The organism is Halobacillus sp. A5, assembly GCF_024189315.1.
GTDB lineage: Bacteria > Bacillota > Bacilli > Bacillales > Halobacillaceae > Halobacillus_A.
This window is the reverse complement of the sequence record NZ_JAIZEO010000001.1, coordinates 759,473-779,206: the sequence shown is the minus strand read 5'-3', so window position 1 is coordinate 779,206 and position 19,734 is coordinate 759,473. Positions and strand designations below refer to the sequence as shown.

25 protein-coding genes are annotated in these 19,734 nt (G+C 39.7%); all 25 read left to right on the top strand.

Features of this window, described 5'->3' with window-relative positions:
* The first annotated feature begins 4 nt into the window (after nucleotides 1-4).
* Complete coding sequence (hslU, locus tag LF822_RS04100) at nucleotides 5-1,402, top strand: ATP-dependent protease ATPase subunit HslU (RefSeq protein WP_253922679.1); 1,398 nt, start codon at nucleotides 5-7, stop codon at nucleotides 1,400-1,402.
* A 23-nt stretch (nucleotides 1,403-1,425) separates the two neighbouring features.
* A complete protein-coding gene (gene codY, locus LF822_RS04095; RefSeq protein ID WP_253922678.1) occupies nucleotides 1,426-2,205 on the top strand; it encodes a GTP-sensing pleiotropic transcriptional regulator CodY in 780 nt (259 codons plus the stop codon).
* Between the two features lie 526 nt (nucleotides 2,206-2,731).
* Complete coding sequence (gene flgB / locus LF822_RS04090; protein ID WP_253922677.1) at nucleotides 2,732-3,124, top strand: flagellar basal body rod protein FlgB; 393 nt, start codon at nucleotides 2,732-2,734, stop codon at nucleotides 3,122-3,124.
* Between the two features lie 2 nt (nucleotides 3,125-3,126).
* Nucleotides 3,127-3,588, top strand: a complete 462-nt coding sequence (gene flgC / locus LF822_RS04085; RefSeq protein ID WP_253922676.1) for a flagellar basal body rod protein FlgC — start codon at nucleotides 3,127-3,129, stop codon at nucleotides 3,586-3,588.
* Nucleotides 3,589-3,602: 14 nt separating this feature from the next.
* Entirely contained in the window at nucleotides 3,603-3,908 is a 306-nt protein-coding gene (gene fliE / locus LF822_RS04080; RefSeq protein WP_253922675.1) for a flagellar hook-basal body complex protein FliE, read from the top strand.
* A gap of 63 nt (nucleotides 3,909-3,971) precedes the next feature.
* On the top strand, nucleotides 3,972-5,573 hold the full coding sequence (gene fliF, locus LF822_RS04075) for a flagellar basal-body MS-ring/collar protein FliF (protein WP_253922674.1): 1,602 nt from the start codon (nucleotides 3,972-3,974) through the stop codon (nucleotides 5,571-5,573).
* Between the two features lie 12 nt (nucleotides 5,574-5,585).
* Complete coding sequence (gene fliG, locus LF822_RS04070; protein WP_253922673.1) at nucleotides 5,586-6,599, top strand: flagellar motor switch protein FliG; 1,014 nt, start codon at nucleotides 5,586-5,588, stop codon at nucleotides 6,597-6,599.
* Nucleotides 6,592-7,317: a flagellar assembly protein FliH gene (gene fliH, locus LF822_RS04065; protein WP_253922672.1), complete on the top strand. Its 726-nt coding sequence runs from the start codon at nucleotides 6,592-6,594 to the stop codon at nucleotides 7,315-7,317. Before fliG ends, fliH begins: the two co-directional genes overlap by 8 nt.
* Complete coding sequence (gene fliI / locus LF822_RS04060) at nucleotides 7,310-8,620, top strand: flagellar protein export ATPase FliI (protein WP_253923456.1); 1,311 nt, start codon at nucleotides 7,310-7,312, stop codon at nucleotides 8,618-8,620. Before fliH ends, fliI begins: the two co-directional genes overlap by 8 nt.
* Nucleotides 8,621-8,632: 12 nt before the next feature.
* On the top strand, nucleotides 8,633-9,082 hold the full coding sequence (gene fliJ / locus LF822_RS04055; RefSeq protein ID WP_253922671.1) for a flagellar export protein FliJ: 450 nt from the start codon (nucleotides 8,633-8,635) through the stop codon (nucleotides 9,080-9,082).
* 4 nt (nucleotides 9,083-9,086) lie between these two features.
* Nucleotides 9,087-9,659: a MotE family protein gene (locus tag LF822_RS04050; protein WP_253922670.1), complete on the top strand. Its 573-nt coding sequence runs from the start codon at nucleotides 9,087-9,089 to the stop codon at nucleotides 9,657-9,659.
* 28 nt (nucleotides 9,660-9,687) lie between these two features.
* On the top strand, nucleotides 9,688-11,112 hold the full coding sequence (locus LF822_RS04045; RefSeq protein WP_253922669.1) for a flagellar hook-length control protein FliK: 1,425 nt from the start codon (nucleotides 9,688-9,690) through the stop codon (nucleotides 11,110-11,112).
* Nucleotides 11,113-11,120: 8 nt separating this feature from the next.
* Entirely contained in the window at nucleotides 11,121-11,561 is a 441-nt protein-coding gene (gene flgD / locus LF822_RS04040; RefSeq protein ID WP_253922668.1) for a flagellar hook assembly protein FlgD, read from the top strand.
* Nucleotides 11,562-11,576: 15 nt separating this feature from the next.
* Nucleotides 11,577-11,939, top strand: a complete 363-nt coding sequence (locus LF822_RS04035) for a TIGR02530 family flagellar biosynthesis protein (protein WP_253922667.1) — start codon at nucleotides 11,577-11,579, stop codon at nucleotides 11,937-11,939.
* Between the two features lie 83 nt (nucleotides 11,940-12,022).
* A complete protein-coding gene (gene flgG / locus LF822_RS04030; protein ID WP_253922666.1) occupies nucleotides 12,023-12,961 on the top strand; it encodes a flagellar basal body rod protein FlgG in 939 nt (312 codons plus the stop codon).
* Nucleotides 12,962-12,986: 25 nt separating this feature from the next.
* Nucleotides 12,987-13,226: a flagellar FlbD family protein gene (locus LF822_RS04025; RefSeq protein WP_371925822.1), complete on the top strand. Its 240-nt coding sequence runs from the start codon at nucleotides 12,987-12,989 to the stop codon at nucleotides 13,224-13,226.
* The gene (gene fliL / locus LF822_RS04020) at nucleotides 13,216-13,635 is read left to right on the top strand and encodes a flagellar basal body-associated protein FliL (RefSeq protein ID WP_253922665.1); all 420 of its coding nucleotides are present in this window, start codon (nucleotides 13,216-13,218) and stop codon (nucleotides 13,633-13,635) included. The genes LF822_RS04025 and fliL overlap by 11 nt, the downstream gene beginning before the upstream one ends.
* Before the next feature lie 41 nt (nucleotides 13,636-13,676).
* Entirely contained in the window at nucleotides 13,677-14,678 is a 1,002-nt protein-coding gene (gene fliM, locus LF822_RS04015; protein ID WP_253922664.1) for a flagellar motor switch protein FliM, read from the top strand.
* Nucleotides 14,671-15,849, top strand: coding sequence for a flagellar motor switch phosphatase FliY (fliY, locus tag LF822_RS04010; protein ID WP_253922663.1), 1,179 nt, complete (start codon nucleotides 14,671-14,673; stop codon nucleotides 15,847-15,849). The genes fliM and fliY overlap by 8 nt, the downstream gene beginning before the upstream one ends.
* Nucleotides 15,850-15,869: 20 nt before the next feature.
* A complete protein-coding gene (locus LF822_RS04005) occupies nucleotides 15,870-16,232 on the top strand; it encodes a response regulator (protein WP_253922662.1) in 363 nt (120 codons plus the stop codon).
* Nucleotides 16,233-16,254: 22 nt separating this feature from the next.
* The gene (locus LF822_RS04000; protein WP_253922661.1) at nucleotides 16,255-16,887 is read left to right on the top strand and encodes a flagellar biosynthetic protein FliO; all 633 of its coding nucleotides are present in this window, start codon (nucleotides 16,255-16,257) and stop codon (nucleotides 16,885-16,887) included.
* Nucleotides 16,887-17,552, top strand: a complete 666-nt coding sequence (fliP, locus tag LF822_RS03995; RefSeq protein WP_253922660.1) for a flagellar type III secretion system pore protein FliP — start codon at nucleotides 16,887-16,889, stop codon at nucleotides 17,550-17,552. Before LF822_RS04000 ends, fliP begins: the two co-directional genes overlap by 1 nt.
* 24 nt (nucleotides 17,553-17,576) lie before the next feature.
* Nucleotides 17,577-17,846 carry a flagellar biosynthesis protein FliQ gene (gene fliQ / locus LF822_RS03990; RefSeq protein WP_253922659.1) on the top strand — a complete coding sequence of 90 codons (270 nt, stop codon included), beginning with the start codon at nucleotides 17,577-17,579 and terminating at the stop codon, nucleotides 17,844-17,846.
* 1 nt (nucleotide 17,847) lies between these two features.
* Nucleotides 17,848-18,627, top strand: coding sequence for a flagellar biosynthetic protein FliR (gene fliR / locus LF822_RS03985; RefSeq protein ID WP_253922658.1), 780 nt, complete (start codon nucleotides 17,848-17,850; stop codon nucleotides 18,625-18,627).
* 13 nt (nucleotides 18,628-18,640) lie between these two features.
* Nucleotides 18,641-19,717 (top strand): flagellar biosynthesis protein FlhB, encoded by a 1,077-nt coding sequence (flhB, locus tag LF822_RS03980; RefSeq protein ID WP_253923454.1) that lies wholly within the window; start codon nucleotides 18,641-18,643, stop codon nucleotides 19,715-19,717.
* The last annotated feature ends 17 nt before the right edge of the window (nucleotides 19,718-19,734 follow it).

The window sequence follows — 19,734 nt, the reverse complement described above, 5'->3', positions numbered from 1 at the left end:
CGCTGTGTCCATGAATTTAACACCTAAACAAATTGTCGAACGTCTCGATCAGTATATTATAGGGCAGACAGATGCAAAAAAATCAGTAGCTGTAGCTTTAAGAAACCGTTATAGACGTATGCAGTTGACCGATGACTTAAAGAATGAAGTCGTTCCTAAGAATATCTTAATGATGGGGCCGACAGGGGTTGGGAAAACGGAAGTAGCCAGGAGGCTGGCTAAGCTTGTAGGTGCTCCGTTTGTAAAAGTTGAAGCAACTAAGTTTACCGAAGTAGGCTACGTGGGCCGGGATGTTGAGTCGATGGTACGTGATCTGGTAGAGATGGCCGTGCGAATGGTTAAAGAAGAAAAAATGGAAGCCGTCAAAGCCCGTGCGGAAGAACAAGCCAACAAACGATTGGTTAAACTTCTCGTTCCATCTAAGAAAAAGCAGGCCAGCACAATGAAGAACCCGTTTGAAATGCTTTTTCAACAAGGGAACGAGGATACTCCGCAATCCGATCAAAACAGTGAGGATAGTGAAGTAGAATCGAAAAGAAGCCGTATAAAACATCAGCTTGAACTGGGTGAATTAGAAGATCATATGGTGACGGTAGAAATTGAAGAGTCTCAATCTTCTATGTTTGACATGCTCCAGGGTTCGGGAATGGAGCAAATGGGTATGAACATGCAGGATGCATTTAGTCAGTTTATGCCCAAGAAGAAGAAGAAAAGAAAACTTCCTGTCTCAAAAGCTAGAAAAATATTAACTCAGGAAGAAGCCCAGAAGCTGGTGGATATGGATGAAATCGGACAGGAAGCAGTTGAAAAAGTGGAACAGTCAGGCATGATTTTTATTGATGAAATTGATAAAGTTGCCGCGAAAGGTGAAAATCAGGCGAATGTTTCCAGAGAGGGAGTACAAAGAGATATCCTTCCGATCATTGAAGGCTCAACCATAGTAACAAAATATGGTCCCGTCTCAACAGACCATATTTTATTTGTTGCTGCCGGCGCGTTTCATATGGCAAAGCCTTCAGACCTGATTCCTGAATTACAAGGGCGCTTCCCTATTCGGGTAGAATTGAAAAAGTTATCGGTGGAAGATTTTCGGAGTATTTTAGTAGAACCTTCAAACGCTTTGCTGAAACAATATACAGCACTTCTTGAAACGGAAGGTATAAAGGTTGAATTTTCTGACGATGCTATAACCAGACTAGCTGAAATTGCGTATGAGGTTAACCAGGAAACCGATAATATTGGAGCCAGACGCCTGCATACAATTTTAGAAAAGCTTCTTGAGGACTTATCTTTTGAGGCGCCTGATGTAACACTAGAAACTATAGAAATAACCCCTCAATATGTAGAAAGTAAACTATCTACAATTGTTAAAAATAGAGATTTAAGCAGATTTATACTTTAGAATTTGTAAGGAGGAAAAGCACAATGGAATTATTAAACCGTGCAAGAAGAATTAATGCAATGCTTCAAAAGACTACAGGGAAATCGGTGGACTTTAATGACATGTCTGCCACATTAAGGGACGTAATCGGAGGAAATACTTTCGTCCTGAGCCGCCGCGGTAAACTGCTGGGTTTTGCCATCAAGCAGGAGATTGAAAATGAAAGAATGAAAGCTATGCTTTCCGAGAGACGTTTCCCTCAGGAATACACTCAAAATCTATTTAACATACAGGAAACCACTCCAAACCTGGATATTAATAGTGAATATACTGCTTTTCCAGTAGAAAACAAGGAGCTTTTTGAAGAAGGATTAACCACCATTGTTCCGATTATTGGCGGAGGGCAGCGCCTGGGGACACTCATCCTTAGTCGTTTAAATGAAAGCTTTAACGAAGATGATTTATTATTAGCTGAATACGGGGCTACTGTTGTAGGAATGGAAATACTTCATGAGAAAACCGAAGAGATTGAACAGGAAGCGCGTAACAAAGCGGTAGTACAGATGGCTATCAGTTCATTATCCTATAGTGAATTAGAAGCAATTGAACACATTTTTGAAGAACTGGAAGGTAATGAAGGTCTGCTGGTTGCAAGTAAAATAGCTGATAGAGTGGGGATCACCCGGTCGGTCATTGTTAATGCCCTTCGTAAGCTGGAAAGTGCCGGCGTTATTGAATCAAGATCTCTTGGTATGAAAGGTACTTATATTAAAGTACTAAACAACAATTTTCTAGTAGAACTACAAAAGCTCCGCACCAATTAATAAAAAGCAGTTCCCGAATTCGGGAACTGCTTTTTTACATTGGGCGAGTTATATCCTGCTGCTTGCTTATTATTGAAGAGGGAGGGTAAAAGAGTCTTGCTGACTGAACCGTTTTTATATTTATCTCGAAATCAGATTTTACTTTAAACATGCTGGATAGATATTATTTGAGCAAATATCACCATTAATAACAATTAATTTTATTATTAAGTAAGGCCTAGATTAGTGGAAGTAATTTCTAAATACTAAAGCAAAAGGACCTCATTTGTCCTCCTTTTGTAGCTTTTTTAATATGTTTGAAATTCTAATTTATTTTACTGAGTAATTATGTAATAATGTTCTTTATAGTAGTTTTTTCGACAAATAGAAATATTATCCGACTTATTGAGTCTTTTTTACTAGTAGTAAAGTTGTGTTTGTTCGTTTAAATAAAAATTACCAATATTATAATGGACACTTTACCAAACTTTGCATAAAATAAAGTTTGGCTGCTTGTCAATTTATGTCTAAATACAGGGGGGAAAACATGAAGCTGTTTAATGATACCTTTACCACATTAGAAAACTCGTTAAACTTATCTACTAAAAAAAATTCAGCAATCTCCGATAATATTTCAAATGTAGATACTCCGGGTTACAAATCGAAGGAAGTCGCTTTTAAAGATGTGCTTAATGGTGAGATGGGCGGAATGGAAGCTCAAAGGACAAATGAGCGGCATCTGCCTTTTACCGGAACAGAAGGGAATAACATACGAACAGTACGCAAAGAGGGCACTACATATAATCACAATGGAAATAACGTGGATATTGATAAAGAAATGAACGATCTTGCTAAAAACCAAATTCAATATCAGGCACTTGTTGACCGAATGAGTGGTAAATTTAACAGTCTGAAAAGTGTCATTCAAGGGGGGAATTAGGTATGAGTATTTTTAACTCTATTAATTCTAGTGCCAGCGGTCTTACAGCTCAACGACTTCGAATGGATACAGCTTCTTCCAACATGGCGAACGCTGATTCTACACGTGCTACAGAAAATGAAGACGGAGAATGGGAGCCTTATCGTAGAAAAATGGTTGAATTGCAGCCTAAAGACCAGTCATTTAGTTCTTTTTTAGAAAAAGCCCAGTCAGGAAATGATTCATCGGGAAAAGGCGGAGTGAAAGCTTCTGAGATCCAGGATGATGAAACACCCTTTAAACAAGTTTACAACCCGGACCATCCGGATGCTGATGGAGAAGGATATGTAGAAATGCCTAATGTTGATCCATTAAAAGAAACGGTCGATATGATGAGCGCAACACGATCTTATGAAGCCAATGTAACTTCATTAAATGCCTCTAAAGGTATGTTAATGAAAGCATTAGAAATCGGTAAACAGTAAAGGAGGTTATTAGGTTGGTTACCAGTAATCCAATTCCAAGTAATTCAATTCAAGCCCCACAGTCAGCTGCGCCGGTGTCAGGCTCGCCTGCTGAGGCACATTCTCAGTTTTCCGATCATTTAAAAAATGCAATAGAGAATGTAAACAGCACCAATAAGGCTTCGGATGAGATGACTAAAGGTCTGGCAAATGGTGAAGTCGATGATTTACACGAAGTAATGATCGCCTCTGAAAAAGCCAGTATTACCACTCAAACTTCAGTAGAAATTAGAAATAAAGTAGTAGATGCTTATAAAGAAATTATGAGAATGCAGGTATGATCCTATAGTTAATTTCAAGTATTAAACACATTCTCGAATCTTCTGCTTTTTGTGGGGGCAATTATGAAAGAAAAATTTAAAAATTATCAACGTAAAATCACAACGTTTTGGAAAGAGCGGAGTAAAAAGCAAAAAGGTTTCTTTATTGGAGCTGCTGCAGCATTCGTTATTGTGTTGTCCGCAGCAAGCATTTTAGCAGCCAGCTCAAATATGGTCCCACTTTACAGGGATCTTTCTTTGCAGGAAGTAGGGCAGGTCAAAGAGGAACTTGACGCCAGAGGTGTAAATTATGAACTTGATTCGGGAGGTACGACGATTTCTGTACCTGAAGCCGAAGCAGAATCATTATTAGTAGACCTGGCAGCCTCCGGTATCCCTGACAGCGGAAATATTGACTACAGTTTTTTTAGCGATAATGTTTCCTGGGGGATGACTGATAATGAATTTGATGTGATAAAACTAGACGCCATGCAGTCAGAATTATCAGGATTAATGACAGGTATATCAGGAATTGAGGATGCGGACGTTATGATCAATGTACCTGAAGAAGAAGTGTTTGTTTCAGATACCGAGCAGACGGCTACAGCTTCTATAGTCCTGACTTTGACGCCTGGTCATGACATTCAAAATGAACAAATTGAAACACTTTATAACTTAGCTTCTAAGTCAGTTCCAAACCTATCTAAAGATGATATCGTCATAATGGATCAAAATTTCAACTATTTTGATACAAATAATTCAGAAAATGCAAATAGTTCAGATGCTTATACATATCAGCAAGGTGTAAAAGAAGACATAGAACGAGATATTCAACAGCGAATTCAGAAAATGCTTGGTACTATGGTGGGTCAGAATAAAGTAGTTGCTTCTGTTACAGCAGATATCGATTTTACACAAGAAAATCGTACAGAAGAACTGGTTGAGCCAGTCGACGAAGAAACTATGGAAGGATTGCCGGTAAGTGTGGAGAGGATAGAAGAAGCTTATGAAGGCGGTACTCCCGAAGGCGGCACAGCAGGGACCGGCGATGAAGACGTACCTGGATATGAGGCGGAAGATGGTGAGGACAGCGGGGATTATGAGATGTCCAAGGAAACTGTGAATAATGAATTTAACCACATCCAGCGGAATATTCAGGAAAGCCCATTTAAAGTGAGAGATATGGGAATTCAAGTAGCAGTCGACTCATCTAAAGGTGAAAATGCACAAGGTGAAGTAGAAATGCTTTCCCAGCAGGAACAGGCCACAGTTGAAGAAAGTATACAATCAATGATTGATTCGATGATCACTACTTCAATTGATGGAAGCTATGAAGAAGAAATCGATACAGCAGAAAAAGCTTCGATTGTATTTCAAGAATTTGAAGGCAGCCAGCAGACTACTCCTGAATCTGAAGGTTTACCACTTTGGGTGTACATTGCAGGGGGCGTGCTCCTGGTGATGGTCATCCTTGTTATTTGGAAACTCATGAGACGGGGAAGCGGGGAGGAAGAGGAAGATTACGTTTTTGAAGAAGTCGTAGAGCAACCGGCACCTGCAGCTGTACCTAATATGGAAGAAAAAGAATCAGAATCAACTGTGAAAAGAAAACAGCTTGAACGAATGGCGAAAGAAAAGCCCGAAGACTTCGCCAAGCTGCTCCGTTCATGGATTGCAGAAGATTAAGGAGGGACCTAAATGGCCTATCAACAAGCAGGTTTATCAGGAAAGCAAAAGGCAGCTCTTCTGCTTATCTCTCTTGGTCCTGATGTGGCAGCTCAAGTATATAAACACTTAACAGAAGAAGAAATGGAAAGATTAACCCTGGAAATATCATCAGTACAAAAAGTAGATGCGAAGCAGAAGGAAGAAATAATGGATCAGTTTCACCAGATTGCTCTGGCCCAGGATTATATTTCGCAGGGTGGTATAGGGTATGCGAAAACAGTACTTGAAAAAGCGCTTGGTGAAGAAGAAGCATCAAATATAATCGGCAGGTTAACCTCGTCCCTTCAAGTTAAGCCTTTTGATTTTGCTCGTAAAGCGGATCCCGGCCAAATTTTAAATTTCATTCAAAATGAACACCCTCAAACCATTGCGCTGGTTCTTTCATATCTGGATGCTGCTCAATCAGGTCAGATTCTCTCAGAACTGCCGCAGGAATTACAAGCGGATATTGCCAGACGGATTGCAACTATGGATTCCACTTCTCCAGAGATTATAAGCCAGGTGGAAAGCATTCTTGAAAAAAAGCTTTCCGCAACTGTGACCCATGATTATACAGAAACGGGAGGGATTCAGGCGGTTGTAGAAGTATTAAACGGGGTGGACCGAAGTACGGAACGAACCATTCTAGATGCTCTGGAAATCCAGGACCCTGAGCTCGCCGAAGAGATCAAGAAGCGCATGTTTGTATTTGAAGACATTGTCACCCTTGATAATAGAGCAATACAGAGAGTCATTCGTGAAGTTGAAAATGATGACCTCCGTCTCTCACTGAAAGTTTCCAGCGAGGAAGTAAAAGAGCTTGTATTTAACAATATGTCAGAGAGAATGGCTGATACATTCAAAGAAGAAATGGAAATTATGGGACCTGTACGACTCCGGGATGTTGAAGAAGCACAAACAAGGGTCGTATCCACCATCCGGCGCTTAGAGGATGTTGGAGAAATAGTAATTGCCAGAGGCGGAGGAGATGACATCATTGTATAACAACAGACGTGTCATTGAAATCAAGCCCGTAGCTGATGAGAAACGTCATCCTTCGGTAGATGTTCAGCAGCAGGCCGGCCAATTACTTGCGGAGAGTAAAACACAATTGCTGAAAGCTGAACGTCAAGCTGAGGATATGTTACAGGAGGCAAGGCAATTGATTGAACAGGAAAAGAAAGAATGGAGAAAAGAAAAGGATTATGTTAAGAGACAGGCAGAGGAGAAAGGTTACCAGGAGGGTTTTTTGAGAGGGGAACAAAAGGGGGTACAGTCTTATAGTGAAAAAATAGATGAAATAAATTATTTAGCAGAGCTGGCCCGCCAGGATTATTTAACTGAAATTAGTTCAACCGAAGAAGCGATTATTGAAATCGCTGTTGCATGCTCAGAAAAAATTATTAATAAGGAATTGGAGCAGAACAAAGACTGTATCGCTGAAATCGTTAAGAAAGCTATAGAAGAAGTTTATAATCAGCCTGAAATTAAAATATATGTTCACCCCGATGATTATAAAATCATTCACTCTCAAAAAGAAGAACTTGCATCCATAATAGACTATCATTCTTCACTCCATATAATCATGAAAGAAACTGTTGAAAGAAACGGGTGTATTATTGAATCTCCATTTGGTCAGATCAATGCTGAGGTAAGTTCTCAGCTACAGGAACTAAGAGAAAGACTTCATCAGCTCGCGCTAGAGGAGAAGAATGATGAATAAAGATTTCTATTTAAAATCAGTTCAAAATTTTGATGCATATAAGCGTTTTGGAAAGGTTACAAGAGTTATTGGATTAATGGTGGAATCAAAAGGGCCTGAAGCGAGTGTGGGTGACTTGTGCTATATTCATACCCCTGCTATTTCTGAAACGAGGAAAATTGCAGCCGAGGTTGTTGGTTTTAAACAAGAAAATCTCCTGTTAATGCCTTTTTCTGAACTAAAAGAAATAGGTCCGGGAAGCCTAGTTGAGGCCACTAAAGAGCCTTTGCATATTAAAGCAGGTAAAGGCTTGATTGGACAGGTAATAAACCCTATGGGAGAAATGTTGAACACGAAGCCATTGCCTAAAGGGTTGAAAGCATACCCTACAGAACAGCTTCCTCCCAATCCTTTAAATCGACCTCCTATATCAAATCCTATTCAAGTGGGAGTCAGAGCAATTGATACGCTGCTTACTATTGGTGAAGGGCAGAGGATTGGTATATTCGCCGGCAGTGGTGTAGGAAAGAGTACTCTTCTTGGCATGATCTCAAGAAATAGTTCAGCAGATATTAATGTTATTGCTCTTATTGGGGAACGGGGCCGGGAAGTGAGGGAATTCATAGAAAACGACCTGGGTGAGGAAGGCTTGAAACGATCAATCGTAGTAGTGGCTACTTCAGATCAACCGGCTTTGATGAGAGTGAAGGGAGCGTATACAGCTACAGCCATAAGTGAATATTTTCGTGAACAAGGGTACAATGTCAATTTGCTGATGGATTCGATTACTCGTTTTGCCATGGCGCAGCGTGAGATTGGACTTGCAACTGGTGAACCTCCGACTACAAAAGGTTATACTCCTTCAGTTTTCGCTGAATTACCAAAACTACTCGAACGGACGGGTAAGAGCCGGGCGGGTACGATTACCGCTTATTATACTGTTTTAGTGGATGGAGATGATTTTAATGAACCCATTGCAGACGCTGTCAGGGGCATACTGGACGGTCATATCGTTTTAGATCGGAAACTTGCTGAACAGGGTCAATTCCCTGCTATTAATGTTTTGAAATCAATCAGCCGTGTCATGAACCAGGTTATTGACAATGACCACAAAAAAGCGGCTGATAAGCTTAGATCTCTACTAGCTACATACGAAGAAAATAGTGAACTTATTCAAATAGGAGCTTACAAACGGGGAAGCAGCAGAGCGATTGATGAGTCGATAAAATATCAACCTTCAATTGTGAAATTTCTAAAGCAGGATGTTAATGAAAAATCTAGTTTCGACCAATCTATAAAAAATCTTTCACAGCTTTTTGACTAGGAGGTTACTGCAATGACATCTCTTCAAACGTTTTATAAAGTTAAAGATTTGCAGGAACGTGAAAAAAAACAAAAACAAAAAATTTATCAGGAACATATTGACCATTTTGAGTCGGTAGCTACCCAAATGTATGAACTACTTAAAAGAAAAGAAACTGAGGATTTACGCTTTGATGAAGAGCTTTCGGGTTCCTCTATAAAAGCAGAGGTCTTTATGCAGCACGAACGATTTGTAGAACAGCTCGAACAGCAGATAAATGATCTGCAAAATACGGTACATAAAGCAAGAACCGACATGGAGTCAGCTCATGAAGTGCTTTCGACTGCTCACATCGAAGTTAAGAAATATGAGAGTCTCATAGACCGGAGGCTCCAGCAAAGATCTGCATGGAACAAAGCAGAGGAAAGTAAATCTATGGATGAGTTATCAGTGAGACAATTTTTAAATTATAAAAACAGGTGATTGCATGGCAAAACAGAAGAAATCAAAAAAAACCCCTATACAGAGCTTCTTTATGATCATTGTAGTGCCGGTTGTGTTCACTTTAACTTTGGTAATCGTGGTGCTTCTTTTTATGGGGATTAATGTATTTGAGAAAGCAGAAAATACAGCAAGCCAAATTCCTGTTGTTTCTGAGTGGTTCCCAACTTCTGAAGAAGAGAATGTGCAAGGATCTACTGAAAGATTAGAAGCCACAATAGCAGAGAATAACTCAGAAATTGAACAATTAGAAGCAGACAACAGTGATAAAGAATCGACTATTGAAGAACTAAATCATACCATAGAGAATTTAGAGTATGACCTGGAACCATCAGCCGAGGAAAAGGATAATGAAGACTCAGATCAGACAGAGGATATGGCAAGAGCCTTTCAAGAAATGGACGAAGAAGAGGCTGCACCTATTATTGAAAATATGGATGAGACTATAGCCATTGCCCTGCTTGAGCGTATTCAAAGTGATCAGCGTGGAGCGATTTTAGGTGTGATGGATGCTGAGACGGCAGCGGAATTAACTAGTTTAATGACAGATTCCTATTAATGATAACTATTGAAAGGAGGTGAACGAAATGGAAATGACGGCTCAGCTTATGCCGCAGAAGCATAAAAATATTATTCAGCAAACCGAACCCAGGTCAACGAAGAAAGCTGAAGGTATGGCGTCGTTCATAGAAACGCTTGAAAGCTTTAATCAAGGCGAAGGCGACCTATCGAATAATAAAGAATTGCAGGATTTATTATCTTCAATTAAAAAAATGATGGAAGAACTGAACATATCACTAGATGAAGGTACGGTGGATCTAAGCGCTGATCAAGTAACATCTATCATTAGTAAACTTGACCCTTCTAAAGCTTCGATGTGGATGGAAGAAGGGGTTCCTGAAGAACTGCAAGTTTTATTACAGATGGATGAATCTCAGTTCAAGAAATTAAATGAAAGTGATCAATCTGAGCTTATGACTAAGCTGGAAAGTATTGGTGATAATTTAGGTGCCGGTGAAAAAAATATCACGGAAGTACAAAAATCTATTCATCAACTGCTTCAGTCTACTACTGGAATGAATCACTTAGAAGATGTAAAGACTTCTGAAAATCAATCCGTATTATCACAGCTCAAGGAGATGTGGAGTAAGTTTGACAAGGTTTCTACTCAGCTCATTGATCAGAAGCAGCCTAATGGCGCCATACGTCCAGAATTACTTGATCAAAAAATGACGGGGCAGCTTAAGCAGATTTTAGAACAGGTGACAAGGCTAGCCGGTAAGTCAAAGGATGGAGAATCGTTCCAGGAGAAGATTACTCAATTGAGCAGACAAGGCAGCAATGAACAACAGCAGCTTTTCGCGCATTTAGTGAAAAATTACTCAGATCGAAAATCGATGCCATTCAGCTATCAACAGCAATCTACTGTCAGAAATAAAGACATTGCTTTATGGGCAGCTCAGCCGATGACCAGAAACTCCAACACGGAGCAAATGGGGGCAGCTCAAAGTGGAAGCCTGCAGACATCAATGAGTAAGGTGGAACAATTTGTTATCCATATGAATAAGAACCAACCCCAGTCTATGATGTCAAATCAATTTATGGAGCAATTCGAACAGCTCGTTAAATCCAGTCGTATGTTTCAAAAAGGAAGCGGTCAGGCAGAGATGAATTTACGACTTAAACCTCAGCAGCTTGGTGATATGAACGTAAAGCTTATGCAGATGAATGGAGAAATGACTGTAAAAATAACGGTAACGACTCAAGCAGCTAAAGAAATGCTCGAAAGTAACATGAACCAATTAAGGCATATGTTTTCTCCTCAGCAAGTAGCTGTAGAGAAGGGGGAAATGAATGCAGGGGACCAGTTCGAATCACAAGAGGAAAAAGGAACAGGAGAATTTAAAGATCAAGGTTCTTCTCACCAGCATAAAGGTGATGAAGAGAAAGAATCTTCTTCTGAAGAAAGTTCTTTAACTTTTAAGGAGCTATTAGTTAATGAGAAAGTGTAGGTGAAAAAATGACAAGCATTGATCCTTCTTACTACCTAAATAATCAGCCTCCGAAGAAATCTGGAAGTGATGACTTGGGGAAAGATGATTTTCTGAAAATCTTAATGGCTCAATTACAAAACCAAGATCCTCTCGACCCTATGGAGGATAAAGAATTCGTTTCACAAATGGCTCAATTCTCAAGCCTTGAACAAATGACAAATATGACATCTACAATGACCGACTTTACTGAGAGTCAAAATTCGCTCCCGGTCGTCCAGTACAGCGGATTAATCGGTAAAGAAGTAACTTATCCCGTATATGACGAAGAAACAGATACTGTTGAAGATTATAACAATGGACAAGTCGATTCAGTAAGTCAGAAAGATGGGATTACTTCATTAGTTTTATCAAATGGGGAAGAAGTGTCGATTGAAGACATAACGAAAGTAACAGAACCGAAAGAATAGGAAGAAGGAATGGGCATGGATCCAAGAATACATCAGGTTCATCAACCGTTACCTGTTACAAACACTAAGAAATTCCAATCAAAAACTAACACAAAATTTGAAGATGTTCTCAAAGAAGCCAGCGGACTGCATTTGAGTAAACACGCTGAAAAAAGGTTGAAAGACCGAAATATAAAAATAGACGACCAGCAATGGAAACAAATTTCTAAAAAGGTTCATGAAGCAAAAAATAAGGGTGTCACTGATTCCCTGGTTATTCTCAATGATTCAGCTTTAGTTGTAAGTAACAAAAATAATACAGTAGTGACTGCAATGAATAAAGAAGAATCCAAGTCTCAAATTTTCACAAACATCAATGGAACGATCATCTTAGAATAATAGGCCGGACCCATACAGGGAAGCCTTTTATACTTACTGACCGACAGAAGTAGGTAATTAAAAATTAAAGGAGAGATCGTGTAATGCTGCGTTCAATGTATTCAGGTGTATCAGGAATGAAAGGGTTCCAAACTTCTTTAGATACGATAGGTAATAATATCGCCAACGTAAATACGAGTGGGTTTAAGAAAGGAAGAGCTTCGTTTCAAGACATGATGAGTCAGTCTGTCTCAGGTGCACAAGGCGCTATAGAGGGAGCAGACGGGAATAATCTCCGGGGAGGAACGAATCCTTCTCAAGTTGGTTTAGGTTCACAATTAGGCTCCATCGATAATGTACACACCCAGGGAAACAGACAAACGACAGACCGCCCTTTGGATTTATCTATTGAGGGGGATGGTATGTTTGTTCTTGCAGAAGGACGAGATGGAGAGACCATTGATACAGATGGAACTTTCGGAGAGGATGGTCTTGAAGATTTGAATACGAGTTTTACTCGTGCTGGTAACTTTTACTTAGATGAAGAGGGAGCGATTGTTAACGGAGATGGTAAATATCTTGTAGGCGAAGCATTCGAAGGCGGCGACGGTGATGATTTTGAGGCAAGTGGTGAAGCCGGGGTGATCCGTATTCCTGAAAATGCTCAAAGCTTTAACATCCAATCAGACGGCACGGTGAGTTTTGTAGACGAAGGAGGAAACCCGCAGACGGCAGGTCAAATCCGCCTGGCTAATTTCTCTAACCCTGAAGGGTTGGAAAAGGTAGGGGGCAGTACTTATCAGAATACGGATAACGCAGGATTAATGGCGGATGATGGGGTGTTAAGTAATTTGGATGACTTATCACCGGCAGGAGAAAACGGTACTGGAGAAATGGTATCTGGCTCTCTGGAAATGTCTAATGTGGACTTAGCTGAATCCTTTACTGAAATGATCACTGCCCAGCGCGGCTTTCAGGCGAATACAAGAATCATTACTACCTCAGATGAGATATTACAAGAGCTTACAAACTTAAAACGATAGTGAAGGGGGCAGGAGGACTCATTCATTGAGTCCTCCAACACTCATGATTTCATTGACGAGGTTAAATGGGGATAAGTTCTATTTTAATCCAATTTACATAGAAAGAATTCATTGTAACCCTGATACAACAATTACGACCACTCAAGGAAAGAGTTTTGTCGTGAAAGATTCAGGTGAAGCGGTGATCAAAGACTTAAAACGCTTTTACAGGGAAATTGGTTTAGTAAGAATTGTAAACAAGGCAGGTGATGAGGATGAAAAATAGTATTTTTAAAACGATGATGATTATCCTGGGAACCATCACTGTACTTGGAGCAGCTGCTCTTGTTTTAGTGCTGAATATGTCGGAGGGGCAAGCTGACGGAGAACGAGATATTGATGAAATTGTAGAGTCTTCCATGACCACTGAAGATATAACTACTGATATCGAAGGCGGGGATTATGTCCGCATTAGTTTTCGGGTAGTGACAGATAGTGAAGATGCATTAAATGAACTCGAAAAGCGGGATTTCCAGATGCAGAACATCTTAATTAAAGAGATGGCAACGATGGAAGGGAAGGATTTCAGTTCCGATCTCGATAACTTAGAAGAAGAAGTGAAAGCGAGACTTAATGAGCTCATGACTGAAGGGCAGATTACTGAGGTGTATACAGTCGATAAAGTTCTTCAATAAAAGGATAGAAAAATGTATAAACAGGTGGAGGTGAGTGTTTTTTGGCAGAAGAAGTACTGTCCCAAACAGAAATAGATTCCCTGCTCTCTGCGTTATCAACAGGGGAAATGAATGCAGAAGAACTTAAAGCTGAAGATAATGAAAAGAGAGTCAGAGTGTATGACTTCAAGAGGGCTCTTCGTTTTTCAAAGGATCAAATTAGAAGTCTTTCTCGAATACATGAGAATTTCGCAAGATTATTAACAACCTATTTTTCTGCACAATTGAGAACATACGTAAATATTAGTGTAGCTTCAGTTGATCAACTGCCTTATGAGGAATTTATTCGTTCTATACCTACGATGACGATCTTAAATATCTTCAGCGTTCATCCTCTGGAAGGACGGATTCTGCTGGAAACGAATCCTAATATTGCCTACTCCATGCTTGATCGTGTACTCGGTGGTAAGGGCAGCAGTGTTAACAAAGTAGAAAATCTGACTGAAATTGAAACGACGATCATGACGCAGTTATTTGAGAATTCTCTAGAAAACTACCAAGAAGCATGGGGTTCAATTATCGATGTAGACCCTGTATTAGAAGAACTGGAAGTAAACCCTCAGTTTCTGCAGATGGTTTCGCCTAACGAAACAGTAGTAGTGGTAACTTTAAATACTTCTATTGGGGAAACAACCGGGATGATCAATATTTGTATACCTCATGTTGTCCTTGAACCGATTATACCGAAATTGTCTGTACACTACTGGATGCAGACGCAACAGCCTAAGGAAAGTGATCCGAAGGAATTAGAAGCGTTATCAAAAACAGTCAAACAGGCCGAAGTAGATGTAGGGGCTGTGTTGGGTGAAGCGAATATGTCAATTGAAGAATTTTTAATGCTGGATCACAATGATGTGATTCAGCTCAACCAGTCAATTGACGATCCTATGAAACTAAGAATTGATGAAGAAGAGAAGTTCCATATTCAGCCAGGAAAAGTGAAGAATAAGCTGGCTGTTCAAGTTTTAAATGAGTACCAGGGGGGTGCCGGATTTGATGAGTGATGACATGCTGTCTCAAGATGAGATTGATGCACTATTAAACGGAAGCGGTTCGGATAGTAAAGAAGGTGAGGCTGCATCCAGGGAAGAAACTGAAGTAAAAGAATATATTTCAAGTCTAGAAGAAGATGCGCTGGGTGAAATAGGGAACATATCTTTTGGAAGTTCAGCAACAGCTCTATCCTCTTTGCTTAACCAGAAAGTTGAAATAACAACACCATCAATTTCCACGATTAAACGTTCTGAACTGGGAATGGAATTTCCTAAGCCGCATGTTGCAATAAATGTAAACTACACTGACGGCTTTTCCGGGGAAAATATGCTTGTCATTAAAAATCCTGATGCGGCTATCATCGCCGATTTAATGTTAGGAGGAGACGGGACAACACCTGACGATGACCTGAATGAAATCCATCTAAGTGCTGTTCAGGAAGCTATGAACCAAATGATGGGGTCAGCTGCAACAAGCATGTCGACCGTATTTAATAAAAAAGTCGATATTTCTCCCCCGGCCATTAATGTTTTAAACCTGGAAGAAAACAAGGGAACTGAACAAATACCAGATGATGAACAGCTCATTAAAGTCTCTTTTAATTTAAAGGTGGGCACTTTAATTGATTCAAGTATTATGCAGTTGCTTCCCGTTAATTTTGCTAAAGAATTGGTCGACGAACTTTTAAACCCGCCGGAAGAAGAGTCTCTTCCACAGGAAGAACCTGTAACAGAGGTGAAATCACAGGAAGCGGAAGAGAAGCAGACAACTAAAAATATGAAGCGAAATCCTACTACACAAGTAGAGGAATCAAGAGACCCCCGCTTATTAGGCGGCGCAGGGGGGCAGCATTTGAACAACTCGAGTGTACAGACGGCTCAGTTTTCTGATTTTGAGAATATCCAGTTAAATAACACAGAACAAAGAAATCTAGACATGTTAATGGACATTCCATTAAAAGTGACCGTTGAGTTAGGGAGAACGAAAAGAACAATTAAAGAGATATTAGAACTGTCTTCTGGATCCGTAGTTGAGCTCGACAAGCTCGCTGGTGAGCCCGTTGATATTCATGTGAATGAGAAGCTGATGGCAAAAGGTGAAGTCGTTGTAATCGACGAGAATTTTGGAGTGCGTGTTACGGATATTTTAAGCCCAAGAGATCGATTAAAGAAATTAAAGTAATGTTTTAGGAGGAATGGGAAATGTCAGAAAGTATATTAATAGTTGATGATGCAGCTTTTATGAGAATGATGGTGAAAGATATTCTAACGAAAAATGGGTATGAAATTGCAGGGGAAGCTGAAGATGGACAGAAGGCGGTAGAACTGTATAAAGAACATAAGCCCGATCTTGTAACAATGGATATCACAATGCCTGAAATGGATGGGATCACGGCATTAAAAGAAATTAAAGCTCATCATCCGGACGCAAAAATTATTATGTGTTCCGCCATGGGCCAGCAAGCCATGGTAGTTGATGCGATTCAAGCTGGGGCAAAGGACTTTATAGTTAAACCTTTTCAGGCAGACCGCGTTATCGAAGCTATTCAAAAAGCGCTCAATTAACAGCTTGGTTAGGATGAACAACATGAAGCGAATACTTATTGCAGTCATCACCGCACTATTTGTTAGTTTACTGGGTATATATGAATTACCGCTGCATGCCGCGCCTTCTGTTACTGAATGTACAAAAAATCCGGAGCTGGAAGGCTGTGGGTCAAGCAGCCTTGAAGGGGAGGAAGTTGAAAGTGATCAAAACTCTGATCAATCCACCTCTTTAGTCTGGAATATTTTGAAGCTCATTTTTGCTTTACTTGTTGTACTTGCATTAATTTATGGTTTGTTAAAGTTATTTAACAAACGGAATAAGTTGTTCCAAAAAAACAAAACCATGGAAACACTCGGAGGCATTACGCTGGCACCAAATCGTTCATTGCAGGCTGTACGGATCGGTGAGAAATATTATGTAGTTGGAGTAGGCGATTCTATTGATCTAATTACAGAAATCACTGACAGTAAAACAATAGAGAATCTAAATAAAAACGAAGATTCAGAACTGATGAGCAAAGGAGCAGATCAACTAAAAATATTCAGGAAAAAAGGTCGATCCAGCTCTACAGAAAAAGCGTCTACTGTCCAATTTCAAAACTTATTTGAACAACAGTTAAAAGAAATGAGGAGTAAAAGAAAGTCACTTTCAAACAGAGAGGATGATACTTAATGAGTGAATTTGTAGACATCTTCTCTGGCTCTGACCCTGAGAATGTAGCGACGTCAGTTAGGCTGCTTCTTCTGATGACTGTATTGTCACTTGCACCTGGAATATTAATTCTAATGACAAGCTTTACAAGGATTTTAATTGTTCTATCGTTTGTAAGGACCTCTCTGGCTACGCAGCAAATGCCTCCTAATCAGGTACTCATTGGAATTGCCTTGTTTTTAACTTTCTTTATTATGGCTCCAACCTTTCAAGAGGTGAATGAGGAAGCATTGACGCCGTTATTTAATGAAGAAATTGGCTTAGATGAAGCTTACGAAGAAGCCAGTGTGCCAATGAAAGAATTTATGGCTGAGCATACGAGGCAGAAGGATTTAGAATTATTTATGGGATATTCTGAAATGGAAGAACCAGAAACAATTGAAGATATCCCGCTGACCACAATGGTTCCGGCATTTGCCATTAGTGAACTTAAAACGGCCTTTCAAATGGGTTTTATGATATTTGTACCTTTCCTGGTTATTGATATGGCAGTAGCCAGTGTGCTCATGTCGATGGGAATGATGATGCTGCCGCCGGTCATGATTTCTTTACCATTTAAAATTCTGCTTTTTGTACTCGTCGATGGCTGGTACTTAATATCCAAATCATTGCTGGATGGATTTTAAACAGGTAATGGAGGTTGGTTAATTATGACAACAGAGATGGTTCTATCTTTTGCAAGGGAAGGTATTTACACTGTACTGCTGGTCTCGGGTCCTTTGTTGATCTTAGCACTTGCAGTTGGTTTAATTGTTAGTATTTTTCAAGCGACCACTCAGATTCAGGAACAAACCTTAGCATTTATTCCGAAAATTGTTGCAGTTCTTATAGGAATGGTTTTCTTCGGCTCGTGGATGTTAACTACGATGGTTGATTTTACAGTGCGTGTCTTTGAAAACTTAAATATGCTGGTGGGATAGTATGCTTGAATATATTAGTACAATCAATCTACCAGCATTTTTACTAATTTTCGTAAGAATTACTTCTTTCTTTGTGACACTGCCCATTTTTTCTTATCGTAATATGCCTGCCCAGCATAAAGTAGGGTTCAGCTTCTTTCTGGCAGCGTTAATGTATTTTACTATCGAAATTCCTTCATTAAGTGTGGACTCTTCTTATTTTTTATTGTTATTTAAGGAAGCAGCTGTAGGGTTAGCAGTTGGTCTGCTGGCATACATTATTCTGGCAGCCATACAAATTGCAGGTGGGTTTATTGACTTTCAAATGGGTTTTGCCATAGCTAATGTTATTGATCCTCAAACTGGAGCTCAGAGTCCTTTGATTGGTCAATATATGTATACGATAACGTTATTGTTTATTTTAGCAGTGAACGGCCACCATTTAATGATTGATGGCGTTTTTTACAGCTATGAATTGATTGCGCTTGATCAGCTGCTGCCAATCGAAGATGAGAATTGGATAATTTACATAATTGAAGCTTTCAATCAAATGTTTGTCATTGCATTTTTAATGGCAGTTCCCATTGTCGGATGTTTGTTTTTGGTAGACGTAGCTTTAGGGATTATAGCGAGAACAGTACCTCAGTTAAATGTATTTGTTGTTGGACTTCCTTTAAAGATATTTGTTGCTTTATTTGTATTAGTTATCGCAATGACCTTTTACATTATGCTGATTCAGAATTTATTTGAAACGATGCTTGTTACAATGCAAGGGCTGATGGAACTGTTCGGAGGTGAGTAGGTTTTTGGATTTAATGACTTTGGATTTGCAGTTTTTTGCAGCAGATGAAAAAACGGAAAAAGCCAGCCCTAAAAAAAGGACCGATACAAGAAAGAAAGGACAAGTCGCGAAAAGTCAGGATGTAAACACAGGATTTCTACTTCTATTAGTATTCGGCGGATTGTACCTGCTGGGAGGCTATATTAAAAATGCTATGACCGGTATGTACGAACAAACTTTCAAGGAATACATGACATGGGAAGTTACAGTGGATACTGTTGCGGCTGTTTTTCTTGAAGTTACAGTTGAAATGGCTAAGGTGATCGGTCCATTGATGGGAATTGCCATTGTTGCAGGTATCGCTTCAAATCTTGTTCAGGTCGGCATTCTTTTTACAGGTGAACCATTAAAATTTGATTTAAAAAAAGTTGATCCAATTAAAGGAGCTAAGAGGATCTTTTCAGCTAGAGCTCTTGTTGAACTTATCAAATCCTTATTAAAAATATCATTAATTGGGGTCATCACTTTTGCAATTATTTGGCTCAACAAAGACCAGATGATGATCATGTCACAAAAATCTGTCGAAGATGCTCTCGTATTTTTTGGTGAAATAACGATTGTAATGGGGCTGGCCTCCGGCCTGGCTCTGCTGCTTCTCTCTATACTGGATTATACATATCAGCGCTATGACCATGAAAAAAACATTCGAATGTCGAAAAAAGATCTTAAGGATGAACATAAGAACATAGAGGGTGATCCTCTAATTAAATCAAAAATTAAAGAGAAGCAGCGACAGATGTCAGCGGCGCGTATGATGAACGAAGTGCCGGATGCCGATGTAGTAATTACAAACCCGACACACTATGCAATTGCCATAAAGTACGACGAAAAGATTTCTGATGCCCCAATTGTTGTTGCTAAAGGAGTGGATTTCGTAGCACAGAAAATAAAAGAAGTAGCTAAGGCGCATGATGTCGTCATGGTCGAGAACCGTCCATTAGCAAGAGCGATGTATCAGGACGCTGAGATTGATCAGCCGATCGATGAACAATTTTTTAAGGCAGTTGCCGAAATATTAGCCTACGTGTATCGATTAGAGAAAAAAGTGTAGTTCTAAGGAGTGACCCT

Bases quoted from the DNA above. Each gene is read 5' to 3' on its own strand.
- fliY (WP_253922663.1), top strand. From the start codon at position 14,671: ATGAGTGATGACATGCTGTCTCAAGATGAGATTGATGCACTATTAAAC.
- fliQ (WP_253922659.1), top strand. From the start codon at position 17,577: ATGACAACAGAGATGGTTCTATCTTTTGCAAGGGAAGGTATTTACACT.
- flgG (WP_253922666.1), top strand. From the start codon at position 12,023: ATGCTGCGTTCAATGTATTCAGGTGTATCAGGAATGAAAGGGTTCCAA.
- LF822_RS04050 (WP_253922670.1), top strand. From the start codon at position 9,087: ATGGCAAAACAGAAGAAATCAAAAAAAACCCCTATACAGAGCTTCTTT.
- fliF (WP_253922674.1), top strand. From the start codon at position 3,972: ATGAAAGAAAAATTTAAAAATTATCAACGTAAAATCACAACGTTTTGG.
- flgB (WP_253922677.1), top strand. From the start codon at position 2,732: ATGAAGCTGTTTAATGATACCTTTACCACATTAGAAAACTCGTTAAAC.
- flhB (WP_253923454.1), top strand. From the start codon at position 18,641: ATGACTTTGGATTTGCAGTTTTTTGCAGCAGATGAAAAAACGGAAAAA.
- LF822_RS04035 (WP_253922667.1), top strand. From the start codon at position 11,577: ATGGATCCAAGAATACATCAGGTTCATCAACCGTTACCTGTTACAAAC.
- fliR (WP_253922658.1), top strand. From the start codon at position 17,848: ATGCTTGAATATATTAGTACAATCAATCTACCAGCATTTTTACTAATT.
- LF822_RS04005 (WP_253922662.1), top strand. From the start codon at position 15,870: ATGTCAGAAAGTATATTAATAGTTGATGATGCAGCTTTTATGAGAATG.
- fliP (WP_253922660.1), top strand. From the start codon at position 16,887: ATGAGTGAATTTGTAGACATCTTCTCTGGCTCTGACCCTGAGAATGTA.
- fliL (WP_253922665.1), top strand. From the start codon at position 13,216: ATGAAAAATAGTATTTTTAAAACGATGATGATTATCCTGGGAACCATC.
- LF822_RS04000 (WP_253922661.1), top strand. From the start codon at position 16,255: ATGAAGCGAATACTTATTGCAGTCATCACCGCACTATTTGTTAGTTTA.
- LF822_RS04045 (WP_253922669.1), top strand. From the start codon at position 9,688: ATGGAAATGACGGCTCAGCTTATGCCGCAGAAGCATAAAAATATTATT.
- fliJ (WP_253922671.1), top strand. From the start codon at position 8,633: ATGACATCTCTTCAAACGTTTTATAAAGTTAAAGATTTGCAGGAACGT.
- flgD (WP_253922668.1), top strand. From the start codon at position 11,121: ATGACAAGCATTGATCCTTCTTACTACCTAAATAATCAGCCTCCGAAG.
- flgC (WP_253922676.1), top strand. From the start codon at position 3,127: ATGAGTATTTTTAACTCTATTAATTCTAGTGCCAGCGGTCTTACAGCT.
- fliG (WP_253922673.1), top strand. From the start codon at position 5,586: ATGGCCTATCAACAAGCAGGTTTATCAGGAAAGCAAAAGGCAGCTCTT.
- codY (WP_253922678.1), top strand. From the start codon at position 1,426: ATGGAATTATTAAACCGTGCAAGAAGAATTAATGCAATGCTTCAAAAG.
- fliI (WP_253923456.1), top strand. From the start codon at position 7,310: ATGAATAAAGATTTCTATTTAAAATCAGTTCAAAATTTTGATGCATAT.